Origin of the sequence: Mesorhizobium sp. LMG17149, assembly GCF_024518695.1 — a bacterium.
Taxonomy (GTDB): domain Bacteria; phylum Pseudomonadota; class Alphaproteobacteria; order Rhizobiales; family Rhizobiaceae; genus Mesorhizobium.
In genome coordinates this window covers 169054-186442 of the sequence record NZ_JANIFL010000001.1, presented here as the reverse complement: position 1 = coordinate 186442, position 17389 = coordinate 169054, and the positions used below count along the sequence as shown (strand labels likewise).

Sequence of the window (17389 nt, the reverse complement as noted above, 5' to 3'; positions counted from 1 at the left end):
GAGAATTCTATCGAAAGGACCATTGGATGGTCAGTCTCGGCGGTCTCGCCCGTAAGGTTTTCGGTTCCTCCAACGACCGTCGGGTCAAATCGACCCGGCCCCGTGTCGAGGCGATCAACGCCATGGAAAACGAGATGCGGGCGCTCTCCGACGAGGAGTTGGTCGGCCGCACCGCGAAATTCCGCCAGGACATCGCCAATGGCGCCACACTCGACGACCTGTTGGTGCCGGCCTTCGCCACCGCCCGCGAGGCAGCGCGCCGCGTGCTCGGCATGCGCCCCTTCGATGTCCAGCTGATCGGCGGCATGGTGCTGCACAATGGCGGTATTGCCGAGATGCGCACCGGCGAGGGCAAGACCCTGGTCGCGACGCTGCCGGTCTACCTCAATGCGCTCGCCGGCAAAGGCGTCCACGTCGTCACCGTCAACGATTACCTGGCCACCCGCGACTCCGAATGGATGGGCCGCGTCTACAAGTTCCTCGGCCTCTCGGTCGGCGTCATCGTCCATGGCCTGTCTGACGAGGAGCGCAGCGCCGCCTACGCCGCCGATGTCACCTACGCCACCAACAACGAGCTCGGCTTCGACTATCTGCGCGACAACATGAAATACGAGCGCGCCCAGATGGTGCAGCGCGGTCACAATTACGCGATCGTCGACGAAGTCGATTCTATCCTGGTCGACGAGGCGCGCACGCCGCTGATCATTTCCGGTCCGCTCGAGGACCGTTCGGAAATGTACAACACCATCGACACCTTCATCATCCAGCTGCAGCCGCAGGATTATGAGATCGACGAGAAGCAGAAGACCTCGATCTTCACCGAGGAAGGCACCGAGAAGCTCGAGAACCTTTTGCGCGATGCCGGCCTGCTCAAGGGCGAGTCGCTCTACGACGTCGAGAACGTCGCCATCGTCCATCACGTCAACAACGCGCTGAAGGCGCACCGGCTGTTCCAGAAGGACAAGGACTACATCGTCCGCAACGGCGAGATCGTCATCATCGACGAGTTCACCGGCCGCATGATGCCGGGCCGCCGCTATTCGGAAGGCCTGCACCAGGCGCTCGAAGCCAAGGAGCATGTGGCGATCCAGCCGGAGAACCAGACGCTGGCCTCCGTCACCTTCCAGAATTATTTCCGCCTCTACAAGAAGCTCTCCGGCATGACCGGCACGGCGCTGACCGAGGCTGAGGAATTCGGCAACATCTACGGTCTCGAAGTCACCGAGATCCCGACCAATCTGCCCGTCGTGCGCATCGACGAGGACGACGAGGTCTACCGGACGGTCGAGGAGAAATACAAGGCGATCGTGAGAGAGATCCGCGAAGCCAGCGCCAAGGGCCAGCCGACGCTGGTCGGCACCACGTCCATCGAAAAGTCCGAGCAGCTGGCCGAGCGCCTGCGCAAGGAAGGTTTTACCGATTTCGAAGTGCTGAACGCCCGCCATCACGAGCGCGAGGCGGCGATCGTCGCCCAGGCCGGCAAGCCCGGCGCCATCACCATCGCCACCAACATGGCCGGCCGCGGCACCGACATCAAGCTCGGCGGCAATGCCGAGATGCGGATCGAGGAAGAACTCGGCGACATGCCGGCCGGACCCGAGCGCGAGGCGCGGGAAAAGGAAATTATTGCCGACATCGAGCGGCTGAAGGAAAAGGCGCTGGCCGCCGGCGGCCTCTATGTGCTGGCCACCGAACGCCACGAATCGCGCCGCATCGACAACCAGTTGCGCGGCCGTTCCGGCCGTCAGGGCGACCCCGGCCGCTCGAAATTTTTCCTGTCGCTGCAGGATGACCTGATGCGCATCTTCGGCTCCGAGCGCATGGACGGCATGCTGCAGAAGCTCGGCCTCAAGGAAGATGAGGCGATCATCCATCCGTGGATCAACAAGGCACTGGAAAAGGCGCAGAAGAAGGTCGAGGCGCGCAACTTCGACATCCGCAAGAACCTTTTGAAATATGACGACGTCTCCAACGACCAGCGCAAGGTGGTGTTCGAGCAGCGCATCGAGCTGATGGACGGCGAAGGCCTGTCCGAAACGATCGCCGAGATGCGCGAAGGCGTCATCGACGAGATCGTCGCCAAGGCCATTCCCGAAAACGCCTATGCCGAGCAGTGGAACGTTGCCGGGCTGAAGGCCGAGATCGCCGAGTTCCTGAACCTCGACCTGCCGGTCGAGGACTGGGCCAAGGAAGAGGGCATCGCCGAGGACGACATCCGCGAGCGCATCGGGCAGGCCGCCGAAGCCGCCGCCAAGGAGCGCGCCGAGCGTTTTGGCCCCGAGGTGATGAACTATGTCGAGCGCTCGGTTGTGCTGCAGACGCTCGACCATCTGTGGCGCGAGCACATCGTCAATCTCGACCATCTGCGTTCGGTCGTCGGCTTCCGCGGCTACGCCCAGCGCGATCCGCTGCAGGAGTACAAGGGCGAGGCGTTCGAGCTGTTCCAGGCCATGCTGGGCAATCTGCGCCAGGCCGTCACCGCGCAGCTGATGCGCGTCGAACTGGTCCGCCAGGCCGCCGAAGCGCCGCCTCCGGAAGCCCCCGACATGTTCGGCACCCATATCGACGGCACCACCGGCGAAAACGACTTCGAAGGCGGCGAGACCGCCCTCCTGGTCCGCCCGGAGACAACCGCCGTCGTCGCTCCCGAGGACCGCGACCCCAACAACCAGGCCACCTGGGGCAAAGTCGGCCGCAACGAAGCCTGCCCCTGCGGTTCGGGGAAGAAGTACAAGCACTGCCACGGGGCGTTCGCGTAAGGGCGCTTCTTCCTTCCCTTCTCCCCGTTCACGGGGAGAAGGTGGCCCGCAGGGCCGGATGAGGGGCGGCGCCGGCGTTTGCGGGCCGCTAAAATCCGGCGAAGGCCGCTTCGCCGGCGACCGCAAACACGCCCTTGTCGGCTCGACCCACCATTTGCCCGCGCGAAGTCGCGCATAGCGCGTCTTGTCGCGCACAGCGCAAACCCTCCCACCGCCAGCGCCGCCCCTCATCCGCCTGCCGGCACCTTCTCCCCGTATAGTGACGGGGCGAAGGGGGCTCCCCACCCACGTTTTCTTAATGTGTCTCCGCTACACAGAACCCTGAAAAAGAAGCGGAAAACGGAGAGAAATCGGGGTGCGCTTTTCCGCGGCCACGACTGCCGGGCGGTTCTTGCCGCAGCGTTGGGCGCTGCGCATGGGGCCGTTGCTTGGCCGCATCGATGCCGTGCTGTTCACCGCCGACGAGCGCGGCGAGGCGAGCCGCATGTCGGTCATCGCCTTCTCGGTCCGCATCGTTAGCGCCGTCATCGCCTTCGTCAGCCAGGTGCTGATGGCACGCTGGATGGGCTCGTTCGAATATGGCATCTTCGTCCTCGTCTGGGTGACGATGGTCATCGTCGGCAATCTCGCCTGCCTGGGCTTCCACACCTCGGTCATCCGCTACATTCCCGAATACCGAGAGCGCGGCTTGATGGATGAACTGCGCGGCATCGTGCTGGCCAGCCGTCTGTTTGTGCTGATCGCCTCGACGCTGATTGCCGGGCTCGGCGCGCTCGGCGTCTGGCTGGCGGCACCCTGGATCGAGAACTATTATGTGATCCCGTTCATCCTCGGCGTCATCTGCCTGCCGATGATTGCCATGTCCGACCTTCTGTCGGGCCTGGCACGCGCCAACAGCTGGGCGCTGTTTGCCCTGTCGCCGACCTATCTGGTGCGGCCCGTGCTGATCCTGCTGTTCATGGCGCTGATGCTGTTTGCGGGCTACGCACCCGATGCCAGGACCGCCATCTTCGCCTCGATCGCCGCCACCTACGTCACCACGCTGGGACAACTCGTCGGCGTCACCCAGCGCATGGAACGGCAGATCCCGGCGGGGCCGATGAAGGTCCATTTCGCGCAATGGTTCATCGTCTCGCTGCCGATCTTCCTGGTCGAGAGCTTCTTCTTCCTGCTGACCAATGCCGACGTGCTGATGGTCGGCGCCTATATGGACCCCAACGACGTTGCAATCTATTTCGCCACGGTGAAGACGCTGGCGCTGGTGCATTTCGTCTATTTCGCCGTCAAGGCCGGCGTAGCCCAGCGCTACGCGCAGTTCACCCATGGCGACCCGCAAAGGCTCGCCGCCTTCGCCCGCGAGACGGTGTCGTGGACGTTCTGGCCCTCGCTCTTGATGGCGCTGCTGGTGCTGGCGCTCGGCGAGCCGATGCTGGTGCTGTTCGGCCCGGAATTCACATCGGGCTATCCCTTGTTGTTCCTGCTCGTCTTCGGCGTCGTGGCCCGCGCCGCCGTCGGCCCCTGCGAAAGCCTGCTGACGATGAGCGGCAACCAGAACATATGTGCTGCCGTCTATGCCATGACGCTGGCCTTCAACATCGCCCTCAACGTGGTGCTGATCCCGATGTTCGGCCTGTGGGGCGCGGCAATGGCCACCGCCTTTGCCATGATCTTCGAAGCCGGCGCGCTCTCCTTCACGGTGTGGCGCAAGCTCGGCATCGCCATGCTCATCTTCGTCCCTGCGAAAGGAGCCGCGTGATGGCTGCCATCCCGTTGCTTGAGGAAACCAGCGGCGGCACTGCCGGCGCGATGGTGTCTGGCCTTGCCGGACTGACCCGCGACGCCGACCCCGCTCACATTGAAATCCTCGCCAACAACCGGCCCGAGCGCAAGCTTGCCATCTATCCGGCATCGGCCGGCTTCGACCTGGTCGAGGAGCTGGATTATCTCTGCGCCCGCACGGTCGAGCCCAACGTGTTCTTCAACCCGCGTTTCCTGGCGCCCGCCATGCCGCGGCTGGAGGACCGCGAGGTGCGGCTGGCGGTCATCCGCGACGGCGACGAATACCGCAACCGGCTGCGCCTTCTGGTGCCGTTCTCGGTGGAACGGCCGGTGGTGCCGCTCGGCGTGCCGGTCATGCGCACATGGTCGAGCCCGTTCGGTCCGCTCGGCACGCCGCTGGTCGACCGCGACGATCCGGTCGGCGTCGTCGAGGACTTCTTCTCGATGCTGTCGCGCCCGCACCTCAAGCTGCCGAAAGTCTTCGTCCTGGCCGATGTCCGGCTCGATGGCCCGGTGGCGAGCCTGCTTGCCACCGTGGCCGAGGCGCGCGGCCTGACGCTGGTCACCACCGGCCAGATCCAGCGCCCGGCGCTGGAGAGCGAGCTCGATGGAGACGATTATCTGAAGGCCTCGCTGCGCGCGCACCATTATCGCGAGTTCCGCCGCCTGAAGCGGCGCCTTGGCGACCTTGGCAAGCTTGAGCATGTCGTGGCGCGCGGCCCTGAAGACATCCGCCATGCCATCGAAGGCTTCCTGTCGCTGGAGGCCGCCGGCTGGAAAGGCCGCGAACGCACCGCCATGGCGATCGACCGCTTCCGCGCCGCCTTCGCCCGCGAAGCCGTGCACCGGCTGGCCGAACAGGACATGTGCCGCATCCATTCGCTGACGCTCGACGGCCGCACCATCGCCTGCCTGATCGTCTTCGTCGAAGCCGGCATCGCCTATACCTGGAAGACCGCCTATGACGAGACGCTGGCCAGCTATTCGCCCGGCACGCTGCTGATGATCGAGGTGACCAGGCAGCATCTCGACGATCCCAACATCATGATGACCGATTCCTGCGCGGTGCCCGACCATCCGGTGATGAGCCGGCTATGGGCGGAGCGCAAGCCGATGGGCACGCTGGTGATCGGCCTGGCGCCGGACGCCGACCGCCTCACCCGCCAGGCCGCCTCGCAACTGCACCTCTACCGCGAGACCCGCAACATGGCCCGCCTGCTGCGCAACCGCATGAAGAGCCTGTTGGGGCGGCGCTGAGAAAAGGCAGGGTGCGGTTCTGGAGAATGGCACATCTTCGCTGCAATATTTGACGGGTGGGTGACCGGGAGTTTACTTCGGTTGCCAGCAGGCAAACGCGAATATTGATCTCTGCTTTTAAAAAAACGAGATTTCTCGCAGAAATTTCCAGTGAAGGCCGATAAAACCTACTCGCATTCTTGTTCTTAATTCACGATAATCTAGTGATTCGGTAGCGATGAGAGAGAAATGTCGCTGAATCATGAGGCCAACGGCGCCCGGCACATCAGTGCGGAGGATAGCGCCGTTGTCCGAAGGGCCGACGAAGACTTCGACGAACTGATTCGAAGCATTCGAGCCGCAACCTATCAAGCTTTGCCTCACTTCGAAGAGGAGCCCGGATTGGCCCAGTCAGACACGCTGGCCGCCTCCCTCGGCTCGACTTCGGCCCGGACGGGCTCGATCCAGGCCCGCGCCATGCGCGGCTCCTCGCCCTTGTCCGACGACAGGCTTGATCCACGTGCCGGTGACGACTCGGCGTGGTCGTTGGTTGACCACGATGTGGGCAGGCTTGATGCGCAAACGCACGATGCCGACGCTCCCGATACCGACAAATGGGAATTGCAGGAAGAGGTGGCGAAGCTGCAGCGCTTGCAGGATCGCACCTCGAAAGAGCTTGGGCGAAAATCGCGCGAGCTATCGATCGCGAGCAAGACCATCGCCGACCTGGAGGTCCAACTCAACAGGGCACGGCAGACCATTGCGCAAGCGGACAGGCATGCCGGCCAGCGCGCAACGCGGTTCCTCGAAGCGAATGTCGAGGTCGAGCGTCTGGGCCGGAACCTGGCGCGCGTGTCGGGGCAATTTCGCGACGAGATCATCGCCAGGCAAGCCGCAGAGCAGGCGCGTGAGGACGTTGCATCGCGGCTCGCCAGCTTGCAACAGGCCGCCATGCTGCTTCGTTCCAAGGTCGCGGATTACCAGCTCCACAACGAAAGACTGACCGGCAAACTGTCTGCGCAGATGCTGGTGCGGCAGGACCTGCAGGTGCGGCTGTCCACGCTCGAGCATCAGCGCGGCGTTCTCGGCGATTGCGCCGCCGCCGCGCAGGAGCGGGCCGTCGAACTTGAAAAGAGGTTGCGCTCGCTCCAGCGCGGCGCCGCCGATCAAAGCGTGGTCCGCGCAACGCCGGGCGTCGGGCAGCGCGCCGAGGACGTGGCCGAGCATCGGCGCCAAACCTCGGAAACCGAGATTGCGACGTTGCGCCAGGAGCGCGACGCGGCGCGCCGAGACTATGGCGCGGTGAAGGTTCAACTCGCCGATCTCCGCTTGCGCGGCATGACCGACGAACTCGCGCATGCCCGTTGCCGCGATGAGAACCGCCAGCTTCACCAAAGGCTGGAAACGCTGACACGCCAGGATCCCCCCAGCGGACCGGCAGCCGATGACAATGCCGATCTCGAGCGGACATTCGACGAATTGCTGGCGGCTGGCGAGATCGGCGCGGCCAATGACGGCGGCCCCACCGGCGGGACGCGCAAAGCGTCTTGACCGCCTGCTGAGGCATATCGGTACGCAGGTGGCCACGTCGAGCCGACGGACGTGTTGGTGATCGGCATGACGCCGCCGCCCTTCTGGCACACCGAACTCGAGGCCGTCGAAACGTCGAGTGCATTCCAACGGTTGTCGTGTCTGTGGATGCCCTCAGCAAGCGTCTTGATCCCTGCCAGAGCGAGGATTCCGAGCCATGAAAAATGAAATGGCTGCCGCAGGTCTCCTCGCCATCAGTCCCGGCTCGATCATTGCATCGCCGAGCGCTCCATGCCCTTGGATAGCATCTGGAGCGGCGGCGGCGTAGATACCGTTTGGAAGAATGTTCAACGTCAAAGCTTAGGAATCGCCATGAGTAGGCAAGATCGAGGCCTTACGCGCTTCTCACGCAGGACGCGCAACGGCTTCAAGAATGCGGCGTTAGCACTTCATCTAGCGATCAACGTAGAACGACGAGACAGCATTGCCATTCGTGTAACAGGCGGCATGGGCGACCATATCGTGGCCGTCCGGTTTATTCGCGATCTGCTGAGCCACTTTGGCCGCGCAAAAATCGACGTCTATTCCGTAACGGGCGGAGTGGACTGGCTTTACGAGCCTCTACCGGATGTAACTTTCATTGAAGCTCCGAAACGCGTATTTACGTGGGTCACGCATCGATATCTTCTTGCCCTGCAGCTCACACACACCGTAGATCTTGTGCACATGAGTTCTGCCGCTGCCGAACGGTGGCCGGCGCTTTCAGCAATGCTGCAAAGCATCGCACCGTATCGGAAGATGTTTTCGCATGCGACCGATGCGCATCCTCATTTGGACTTCCATCCAGCACTTGTAGCCCAATTTCAGAACGTGAGGCGAGACACCTTTCTGAACCATGTCAGCGGTGTGCCCTTTGGCGGCCATCAATATCCGTTACCTGAGGATGCGTCCTTGGTTCAAAGCTTGGGACTGGACTATAAACCCTACATTACCGTCCATAATTCCTTCAGCGAGGAGTCGGGTCGCCCTCGAGCTACGCGAGATTATCCGTTCTTGGATGATGTCGTGAAAGAGGTGAAGGCGCAGTTGCCGGATCTTCCGGTTGTCCAAGTCGGCGTGGTAGGAGGCACCCTCAGTTCGGCCGACTACAACCTTTCTTCCAAGACAACACAGCCGCAAATCACCTCCGTTCTTGCGAACTCGTCCATGCATTTCGACATGGAGGGAGGGCTTGTTCATATCGCAAGCTGTGTAGGGACGCCGTGTTGTGTCGTTTTCGGTCCAACGCCGATCGGCTATTACGCCTACCCGAACAATATCAATATTGCCCCGCGTGTCTGCGGCGGTTGTTGGTCGCTTACATTGGATTGGCAAAAGACCTGCCTTCTAGGCGCTGCGGAACCGCCTTGCATGTTCACGCAACCACCCAAGGCGGTGGCGCATGCGGCGTTACCGCATCTGCAAGTTTTGTTGAGCGAAAAGCGCCGATCAGCCTGAAGGGGCACTTGCGGGCGAACAAGGGCCGGCAAGCGTTAGCATGGGAAACAGCAGACCACGATACACGAAAAGGCCAACCGGGAACGCAACGCCGGCGCTGCCGCGCACAAGCGGATCCCAAAACAAACACAGGCTAATTGTCCCACCCGAAGCTCGAAGAGTGAAGGATGGTGCCCCTAGCCGGGGTGTAAGAATTGAACCATTTCAGGGGCCCACCTTAGGAGTGGGACAGAAAGGCCACTTCACAATCCTTATGCTTTTCGTCGAGGTTGTCTCACCGACCCGAGCCATGTCAGAAACTCTTCGATGCCTGGCCAAGACCAATCGATAGCGATCGACCGGCTAACCTGGGCCGAAATTTCAACCGTGCCGCTGCCAACGTCACAGCATCGGAATGGTTTAAAGGGGCCCGGAATGGACTGTCCGGTTTCCGGGATTGAGGTCGGTAAGCCGCCGGGCAGCGCTCTATGACCGGGTCCGGTTCCGATCTCATTGCGGACATTGGCGCTCCCCTCTCTCGATGGCCGTTTCTGGCCCAGAGCGGTCACTCGGCCATTCACGCCCGAGCTGGACGAAGCTAAGAGCAGAGGCCTTAGGGCCACATGCTCTCCATTTGCTGGCGCACGACCTTGAAGTCTTCGAAATCCCCGCGTGCCATGAACACGTCTACCCTGGGATCGACCAGGCGCATCACCTCGGAGCGCTGCGTCTTGAAACGGGAGCCCACGATGACTTCTTTCAGGACGAGCTGAGGCCCAAAGTCCACAAAGAAGTGCTCGGTTCCGTGCAGGAGGATACCGTCGGACAGGCCCACGAATGCGCGGTGTTCCTGCTCGTATTCCCAGCCCTTGGCCTTCATCTTGATGAGTCGTTCCATGGTGGCTTCAGACATGTTGTCTACACCATCGAGGCCCATCTCCTCGCGGGAAGGACGCTTCTCGACGTATTCCACAGCCGGATAAAGCTTGGCGGGCACGTCGAAACCCAACGCCATCCCTTTGTGACTGTCGCCATAGTGCGCCCACATCAGGGGACTTTCCCACCCTTTGCTCATGCATAGGACGCCGTTGCCCGCGCTCAATTGCCTTCGCGTGTGGCGCAGGGCTATTCGCTCCTGCCGAACGTCGGTGGCCACGCCGATGAACTCGAAATCGTCGTTCAGCTCCTCGATCCGACCGACGCGCAGGCGCTTGTCAACGAGCGATCGGAGGCCAAATTCAGCATTGAGGAATCGGTACAACCGAACCATTGACACGTCACTAGTGGGTGTCGAAGTCATTATACGGCGTCCCCAGTGCGATGCAGACATAGGCTTCAAGCAAGGCTTGTCTGGTCTGGTCGGCTTCCTCGACAAACCTGTATTCCATTGCACGTATGCGCTCCTTGGCGAGCCGGAATGCATCCGCAAATTCCGGGATGAGGATTTTGTCCTTGCGCCCTTCGCCCTTCCGATAAGTGGCCTTGTGTTCCATAACTTCAGCGGTGAGCTTCCACGCGAAGGAAGCCTGATTTTCTTTGGCCGATGGCCCACAATGGAGTCGGTACCGCTCGGCAATCCGGTTTGAGCGTCCTACGTAGAGATGCTTGCTACCCTCGCTGAAAAGATAGATGCCGCTTTTGGGAGTAGTCGCCCGGCTGGGCGCTGAGCCCCGAAGCGGCCCCATCGCCATCAGACGTTCAAATGATGGGTGAAGGCTTTCCGCCATTTGCCGAAATCGCTCGTCCACGCTTCACCCCTAAACTAACTTGCCGTTGGTGCCGCCCGACATGGTGATACTCGTCGTGGTGGAAGCAGTGCAAGGGGACAACATGATCCTGGGATTAGCCCGCTTCTGACGCGAAGCTGATGTCGATATAACTAAAGCGGCCTGTCCGCTCCCCACTCGAAACGCAGCAACGCCCCTACTCGGGATTCTCGAGTCCTTTGGCGATCCGGTCTTCAGAATGCGCCATGTCGAGGTCTTGCCTAATCGAGGCAATCGTGGACCCTACCCGAATGATATCGCTGGATCGGATTCCCATATTACCGACCATATCCAGAAACTCTTGGTCAATTTTGGTGATGGTTGGCTTAGTGGCTAAGTGCGTGCTGCGATTGATGGAGAAGGCAAGGAAGTCTGCTACCTGTATCAGCGGGTCGGCATGCGAGAATTCATATCTGCCATCGTACAGGCCTGCCCAGCGGCGGAAAATCCTCGGTGCAAGCAAGGAACCCGGTTTGGATCTACCAGCATCGATCCGCATCACGATGCGCTCAGGGGGCGGCGGTAACACGTCTCTTACCTTCAAAAGCAGAAGAAACAAAGCTTGACCGTCTCGTTCACACAGGTCAATTCCGTCGGCGATGCCTGCAGGATCGACGTTATGATCCGAAAATGTGCGCTCATCTACGGTCTGGATATGCACTCGCCATCGATGGAGCTGATATAGCTCCGCGAAAAAGCTGACGACACGCAGATTCTCGCCGTTCAGGCACGATTTCCAAGCGCCACGCCGATTATAGATTTCGCTAAAATGGAACTCTAAGAGAGAGGTGCCCAGTTTTGCCTCCAGCCACGTTACACAATCCCGGATATTTTGCCGTATGTAAGCAACTTGAGCGTCGGGAAATTCGACGGCGACGTAGGTTCGTCTGGCACCTGTGACGTATTTCGTTGGGGTGATCGCCTCTGGACCGTATGTGTCGTCGATTGCCACATGCATGCAACTTAGTCCCATCCTTAGCCCTACGGCATGAACTCGTCCCGATACCAGTTGATTGGCGGGGATGATGAATCTTATGGTGAAGGTGAAGCACCGACCTGCATTAAAAGTGCTGCAAATTGCAAGTCTGATCCCCCGACCCCTACACCATCGAAGCGGGGAATGGGGAGTACAGATGACTTAAAGATGTTGCGTTGCGCCAGACACGAGCCAAGCATGCCACAAAAAATAAATGATGAAATCAGCAAGACTGGCTACAAGTTTTTTGCCAATTACCGGGCGAAGCACAGCATCGTCGAGATCGCAGAGCATTTCGGCAAGCCTCTGGTCCCGTGGGAAAATGGACTCGTCCAGACGCTCGTGCCGCGGACCGAGGCTGCGCCCAACAGCTATAGTGGCATTTACGGCCTCGATCATTTCCCGTTCCATTCGGATCTCGCCCACTGGCGCACGCCGCCGCGCTACCTCCTTTTGCGTTGCATCACCGGCTATGCCGATGTGCCGACGCTCATGATCGACGGGCACGATCTCATCGACGCCGTCACCCTCGACATTCTGGCTCGTGCCATCTTCAAACCGCGCCGACCGCGCAACGGGAGCGTTTCGCTCCTCCGCCTCTGCGAGCCTGTCGAAGATGTCGTTCGGATTCGCTGGGACGAGGTCTTCCTGAAACCGGCGAGCAGGATTGGCGAAGTCGCCGACCTCCGTGTTCGCGAGTGGCTTTCGACACGCATACCGACCGCGCTGTCGCTGGCCCAAACTCACGACACGCTCCTAATCGACAATTGGCGGATGCTGCATGCCCGCTCCCCGATCCTTCCAGGACGCGAAAGCCGGGCGATCGAGCGCGTGTATTTGGAGGCGCTGCATTGAAGAAGTCGATTTCACCCGGCGCGACGCCGGCCTCATGCGATCCGGACGCGCTCTATCTCAAGGCAGAGCGCTACATCCAGCATATGAGCGGATTCGACAGCGACGACTGGGAATATGCCCTGTGGTCCAGCCTTGCGCTGGAATTTCTCGCCCGCGCCGCGCTCGCCAATGTCAGTCCCGCCCTGATCGCGGACACCGACAAGAGCTGGTCAAGCTTGTATCACGCGCTGGGTTTCACGCCCACGGAGGAGCGGTTCGCGCCAAAATCGATCGCCGTCAGCGAGGTCTTCAAGCGGCTCACTGCCATCCTCCGGGACTTCGCCAAAGAGCATGAAAGCTTCGGCGTCCAGCACACGGGTCGCCGTAACGCCGAGCTTCATTCCGGCGAGCTTGCCTTCGACGGCGTAAAGGGATCGTCCTGGCAGCCGCGCTTCTACCAAACCTGTGAGATTCTCCTCGCCTCGATGGGTGCGACGCTTGAGGATTTCCTCGGGAAGAATGAGGCGAATGTCGCGACGAAATTGATCGCCGCCGCAGTCGACGAAAGCGCGAAGGCGGTGAAGGGCGAAGTCGATGCCCACAAAAAGGTCTGGCTCGCCAAGCCCAGCGAAGAGCGCGACACACTGGTCACACAGGCAGCGGTCTGGGCCACGCGCCATGCCGGCCATCGCGTCGATTGTCCCGCCTGCACCTCCCAGGCACTCGTTTGGGGCGAACCGGTCTCCGAGCCTCAGCAACGGCTGAGCGACGGCGAGATCACCGAAACCCAGGAATTTCTGCCTGGCCGGTTCGAATGCGTTGCGTGCGGGCTCAAGATAAACGGCCTGTCGCGTCTCGCGGTGGTTGGCTTGAGCGATCGCTACAAGAAAACGCAAGTCTACGACGCTTCCGAATATTATGCGCCGGAAGATGACTATTCCGGATATGAGGATGACAACAACGAACGCTGAACGGCGCCGCTCGGCGAGGGACACGTATCGTCGCGGTAAGAGACGATTTCGTCGCGCGGCAGGTGCCTGCCCGTGGGAGTTGCTGTGCGACAGCCTCGATGGAGACGCCACCGAGTGCGCGTGGAGAAGCGTAAGACTCTCGGAACGGCAAGTTTGGGCGCAAAGCTGCCAGCGAGGTTGCGCCTACCGCCTGTCAGATGCGCGTCTGTGACGAACGCTCAGCTGCCTGCGACGCAGCAGCCTGGATCTCAACAACCCGAACAGCCTCGACGCCCAGTGTTTAGCCCGCAGCTTCCCGTCCGCCGCTGCTACCCTGAACTTTCGAATGTCGAAAGTCATGTCGCCGACGGCGGACGGCGGATAATGTGAGCATACGAGTTCTGACTGGCGCATGAACCGCGGCGCCTCGACAACCTTCCCGGTATTCCCGTCGTGTGAGAGATATGCTCCGAGCCGCTGCCGCCTCTGCCAAGGGGCAACGAGTTGAACGGCCAAGCCTACGGCCAGGGATGCGAGCACACCATTTGGCCAAACGACCTGCGGACGCCCACCGGCAGCACCGTAGTTCCGAGCTTCCTCAGCCAATGCGCCCTCGGTTACGATCCCAAGACAGCGAAGGCAGGGGCTTCCGGGTTGTGACAGGACGACCTGTCCCGCAACCAGATAGCCACCCGTGTCGCCGAGGTGATGCACATCCATCCCTTGGTCAATGTACGGAATGACCAGTCGCCTACAGAAAGCGTCGAGCTCATCCTTCGACCTGACGCTGTCGAGCCCGCCGACAATAACGTCACAGGTGCTCAGCGCCTCGCCGGCCAACTGCCACTTCGACCGGTAGACTTTAACACGGGCCCGAGGATTAATCGCCAGGATCATGCGCCTCATGACCTCGACCTTCGCCGTGCCTCTCTGGATGTCGATCCAGGTGCCACCGATCAAACGGTTCAGGTTGCTCAGCGTGATCAGATCGTCATCGACTAATACGAACCGGCCGACACCTGCGTGAGCCAATTGTTGAGCAACGTGCGAGTTTCCACCGCCGCAACCCGCCAAACCGATGGTGGTTTCGCCCAGCCGACGTTCGCTTTGGGCGCCGAGAAACGACTGACGGTCAAGCCAGCTCATAGTCCGACCTCCATTGATCAGTGAGCGATCGCCCGACACGAAAAAACCTGTTGATCGGGACGGATTTTGAGTGATCCAGCCACAGATTTCCGGCTGCGGCGTCGTCGCTCAAGACGAGCAACCCGTGGGGCATTTTCGCCACCGTTTGGAAAAAGGCTGGAACGAAGTCCTTGGCACTCTCTAGATCGACGCCGCTGAAACGTGGTACGCCACGCCCGCCGTGGGTGTGCACGTGGAGGAGGCTCGACTGAGGGCGATACGCGGCCTGGACGGCCTTCCGCATCGCGTTTGACCCTATACGTGCACCGACAGCCCGGGAAGGCTCGTAGTCCCCATCATCGACCGGCAAATAGCCTCGGATCAGCAACAGCAGGCCGTCTCGACAGGCGGCCACACCTGCCGTCAAAAAGCCTACACGCTCATGCGCGAAATGGTGGGGCCTTTGGAGGTCCTCCCGAACGCGATCCAGCAGACCGCCGGAGATCTTTACGAGGATTTTCATCGCAGCACCGCCAGATGGTTGGCAAGGATTTCGGTCCAAGGCAGCGACGCCGGCACGTTTTGATACGACATCGTATGCCATGCGCGTCCCATGATTTGATGGACAGTCCAGTTTTGCCCGCGATCAGGGAAAGGCTGGGACAGGAAAAGCCTTGTGGTGTAGCTGGTGTGCGCCCGAGGAGCCAACAGGCAGTCCACGGTAGCCACCTCGCCACCGTGGACGACTTTCATCGCCGGAAGAAAGACCAGGGGGCCGCCAACGTCGTCCCAGAGCTCCGCGAACCGGTTGACCCGCCGAAGCGCGGCTATACCCGACTGCCGTGTCATGACGACTGTCCGACCGGCGGGTGCGAACCAAACTCCATGCCCTCGCGAATCTTCAGGCGCTCACCTGGAGCCATCTCGTGGAACGTACCGTCCGAGCCGATAAGGTCGAGCCGGTAACCCTCGGGCACGCCGAACACCCCCATCAACTCCTCGGTGGTGTAGATGCGCCGTTCGAGCTCGAATTCCCTGTCGGTGCCGTAGATGACGGTGACGGTCTTTTTGCGCCTGCGGAGCTTAAATCGCTCCACATCCCTCCCGCCGACATCCACCTCATCGGAGTCGTCGAATACATGATCGGCGCCGTCGCGTTCCATCACCAAAGACTCTTCCTCACCTGCACCCGCCAGGAACTTGACCTGCCACGCCAGAAGCTTGTTGCGCGGCCATTCCATTGACAGGCTTTCGACGAAGAAGCGGTTAGTCTGACCGCCGCGAACGACGAAGAACCGGTTGAAGCCGTTCTTGCTGAGAGCGGAAGTTTCCGTGGGACGCGACGTTTCAAGCTCGCCAGACTTGAGATGCCGCAGGACTACGAAGTCCTCGACCGGGTGCTTTCCCACCGCCATGGAGACCTGAGCCCCCGTTACAGCCGCGTCCCCGAATTGCACTGACGTAAACTCAAAATCGTGATCTCCGATTTCGATTTCAAAGAGGTCGCTGTCCTGCCGCACCGACCCGCCTTCCACTGAGGTAGCCATAAGGTTTCCTTTCCGAGTGCGCCAATCAGCGCCTCAAGACTTGACGTCATCCCATTAGAGACGGATACTTACGACTCAGTCCGTTCTGAGACTGACCCTAATCGGACCGATCTGACAAATCAAGTCCGATTTGACACTTTGAGGAGACGATGGAAACCCATGCAAAATCCAAACCCGACAACGCTCCCGCACCCAACTCTCAGACACCCACCCCGCTAAGCTTCTTCTTCATCCTGGCCGAAATCTGGAACCTGACAACAGAACAGCAAATGAAACTTCTTGGCTCTCCCGCTCGATCTACGTACTTCCGCTGGCGGAAGGATGGAGGCGATGTTTCCGCAGACACTGAGGAAAGAATTTCCCATCTCGGATCTATCTATAAGGCACTGCGGATACTCTTAGACTCGGAAGAGCAGGCTGTAGGATGGATCAGAAAACCCAATAGACATTTCGAAGGGGCGTCAGTTCTTGAAGTTATGATGACCGGAAAATTGAGTGAAATCATTAGAGTCCGACAATATGTCGACGCTCAGCGCGGAGGATAACTTCCAGTGCATCCCAAGATCCCGATTGAAGGACTGTATCGGCGATTGATCCCGTCGAAATATCCTACCATCGATATCTACGAACGGTTCGGAGGTCGCGAGATGCAAGCATTCGCGGCCGAACTCGAGGCAGTGACAAATCCTAGACTGACGGCGAAGTCGCGCATCACAGGTGGCGACATTTCGTCAGACTCGGGATCAACGCGCTTGCAGAATTGGAACCATGCTCCCTTCTCTTACCCGATGCCGGAAGGAAGCTACTTTCTTCCGGCCCCCTACTCGGTCATGGAACTCGCCGTCGATGAAAGGGCGGCACTCGCTCGCGCCGTTCTGCGGCGCGAGCAATTTCTTTCGCAAACGGACGAGCTTGCATGCGGTGTCGATATGCGAATGCTCTCGCATCGCATCAAAGGCGAGTTCGTAGATCTGCGCGGCCTGCCGGCGGATACCTCACAAAAGGCCCGACGTCTGCTCGGGAAGGAGTTATTCGAGAATGGTGCGCAGGGTATCGTCCACCACATGACCGAGCTCCCCGGTCATGACTTCGTCTGCGTCTTTACATCCGAGGTGTTGGTCGAGAAGGCAACTCAAGGCGCCCACTTCCGTTTCAGGTGGAATGGGAGCGAGATCAACAGAATCTTTGATTTTTCCTCGAATGCGGACATTGATCGGAGTGAATTATTCTCCGCACCTAAAGCGGCAGCGTAGCAGCGCCCATGCCTCTACTGGGCGGCCCTGTCGCAATCTGCTTTTGCCGCCCTGTCTTGCCGAACGTGCGAATGCCGTCTGGCGCGCCTCAATCAAAGCTTCCGCCTTCAAGAGGACTATATCAGGATTATGATCGATCGCGCGATCTCGACAGGTGG

The 17389-nt window shown here is 60.4% G+C and carries 16 protein-coding genes; 9 read left to right on the top strand and 7 right to left on the bottom strand.

The window, feature by feature from the left end; translation table 11 throughout:
• The first annotated feature begins 26 nt into the window (after positions 1–26).
• The 5 genes from secA (at position 27) to NP945_RS00840 (ending at position 8801) form a co-directional block, all read left to right on the top strand.
• A complete protein-coding gene (gene secA / locus NP945_RS00860; RefSeq protein ID WP_127269308.1) occupies positions 27–2759 on the top strand; it encodes a preprotein translocase subunit SecA in 2733 nt (910 codons plus the stop codon).
• Positions 2760–3114: 355 nt separating this feature from the next.
• On the top strand, positions 3115–4515 hold the full coding sequence (locus tag NP945_RS00855; RefSeq protein WP_256745333.1) for a lipopolysaccharide biosynthesis protein: 1401 nt from the start codon (positions 3115–3117) through the stop codon (positions 4513–4515).
• The gene (locus NP945_RS00850; RefSeq protein WP_127272362.1) at positions 4515–5795 is read left to right on the top strand and encodes a GNAT family N-acetyltransferase; all 1281 of its coding nucleotides are present in this window, start codon (positions 4515–4517) and stop codon (positions 5793–5795) included. Before NP945_RS00855 ends, NP945_RS00850 begins: the two co-directional genes overlap by 1 nt.
• Positions 5796–6023: 228 nt before the next feature.
• Entirely contained in the window at positions 6024–7325 is a 1302-nt protein-coding gene (locus NP945_RS00845; protein ID WP_256745332.1) for a hypothetical protein, read from the top strand.
• A gap of 270 nt (positions 7326–7595) precedes the next feature.
• Complete coding sequence (locus tag NP945_RS00840) at positions 7596–8801, top strand: glycosyltransferase family 9 protein (protein ID WP_256745331.1); 1206 nt, start codon at positions 7596–7598, stop codon at positions 8799–8801.
• A gap of 592 nt (positions 8802–9393) precedes the next feature.
• Here the strand turns inward: NP945_RS00840 and NP945_RS00835 are convergent.
• The 3 genes from NP945_RS00835 to NP945_RS00825 all read right to left on the bottom strand — a co-directional run bounded on the left by NP945_RS00835 (position 9394) and on the right by NP945_RS00825 (position 11504).
• Positions 9394–10050: a DUF2971 domain-containing protein gene (locus NP945_RS00835; protein ID WP_167508318.1), complete on the bottom strand. Its 657-nt coding sequence runs from the start codon at positions 10048–10050 to the stop codon at positions 9394–9396.
• Positions 10051–10060: 10 nt separating this feature from the next.
• Complete coding sequence (locus NP945_RS00830; RefSeq protein ID WP_256745330.1) at positions 10061–10528, bottom strand: hypothetical protein; 468 nt, start codon at positions 10526–10528, stop codon at positions 10061–10063.
• Between the two features lie 175 nt (positions 10529–10703).
• The gene (locus tag NP945_RS00825; RefSeq protein WP_256745329.1) at positions 10704–11504 is read right to left on the bottom strand and encodes a DUF3800 domain-containing protein; all 801 of its coding nucleotides are present in this window, start codon (positions 11502–11504) and stop codon (positions 10704–10706) included.
• Between the two features lie 216 nt (positions 11505–11720).
• Here NP945_RS00825 and NP945_RS00820 point away from each other — a divergent pair, with 216 nt between their 5' ends.
• Both NP945_RS00820 and NP945_RS00815 read left to right on the top strand, forming a co-directional pair.
• The gene (locus tag NP945_RS00820; RefSeq protein ID WP_256745328.1) at positions 11721–12377 is read left to right on the top strand and encodes a hypothetical protein; all 657 of its coding nucleotides are present in this window, start codon (positions 11721–11723) and stop codon (positions 12375–12377) included.
• Positions 12374–13327 (top strand): hypothetical protein, encoded by a 954-nt coding sequence (locus tag NP945_RS00815; RefSeq protein ID WP_256745327.1) that lies wholly within the window; start codon positions 12374–12376, stop codon positions 13325–13327. Before NP945_RS00820 ends, NP945_RS00815 begins: the two co-directional genes overlap by 4 nt.
• Positions 13328–13510: 183 nt before the next feature.
• Here NP945_RS00815 and NP945_RS00810 read toward each other — a convergent pair whose 3' ends face one another.
• The 4 genes from NP945_RS00810 to NP945_RS00795 are packed head-to-tail and all read right to left on the bottom strand — an operon-like array spanning position 13511 to position 15978.
• Positions 13511–14452, bottom strand: coding sequence for a ThiF family adenylyltransferase (locus NP945_RS00810; protein ID WP_256745326.1), 942 nt, complete (start codon positions 14450–14452; stop codon positions 13511–13513).
• Positions 14439–14954: a hypothetical protein gene (locus tag NP945_RS00805; RefSeq protein WP_256745325.1), complete on the bottom strand. Its 516-nt coding sequence runs from the start codon at positions 14952–14954 to the stop codon at positions 14439–14441. Before NP945_RS00805 ends, NP945_RS00810 begins: the two co-directional genes overlap by 14 nt.
• Complete coding sequence (locus NP945_RS00800) at positions 14951–15280, bottom strand: hypothetical protein (protein WP_256745324.1); 330 nt, start codon at positions 15278–15280, stop codon at positions 14951–14953. Before NP945_RS00800 ends, NP945_RS00805 begins: the two co-directional genes overlap by 4 nt.
• Entirely contained in the window at positions 15277–15978 is a 702-nt protein-coding gene (locus tag NP945_RS00795) for a multiubiquitin domain-containing protein (RefSeq protein ID WP_256745323.1), read from the bottom strand. Before NP945_RS00795 ends, NP945_RS00800 begins: the two co-directional genes overlap by 4 nt.
• Before the next feature lie 149 nt (positions 15979–16127).
• Between NP945_RS00795 and NP945_RS00790 the strand changes: the two genes are divergently transcribed.
• Together NP945_RS00790 and NP945_RS00785 are read left to right on the top strand one after the other, a co-directional pair.
• The gene (locus NP945_RS00790; protein ID WP_135899090.1) at positions 16128–16523 is read left to right on the top strand and encodes an MbcA/ParS/Xre antitoxin family protein; all 396 of its coding nucleotides are present in this window, start codon (positions 16128–16130) and stop codon (positions 16521–16523) included.
• Between the two features lie 6 nt (positions 16524–16529).
• Positions 16530–17231, top strand: a complete 702-nt coding sequence (locus NP945_RS00785) for an RES family NAD+ phosphorylase (protein WP_135899092.1) — start codon at positions 16530–16532, stop codon at positions 17229–17231.
• Positions 17232–17389: the final 158 nt, after the last annotated feature.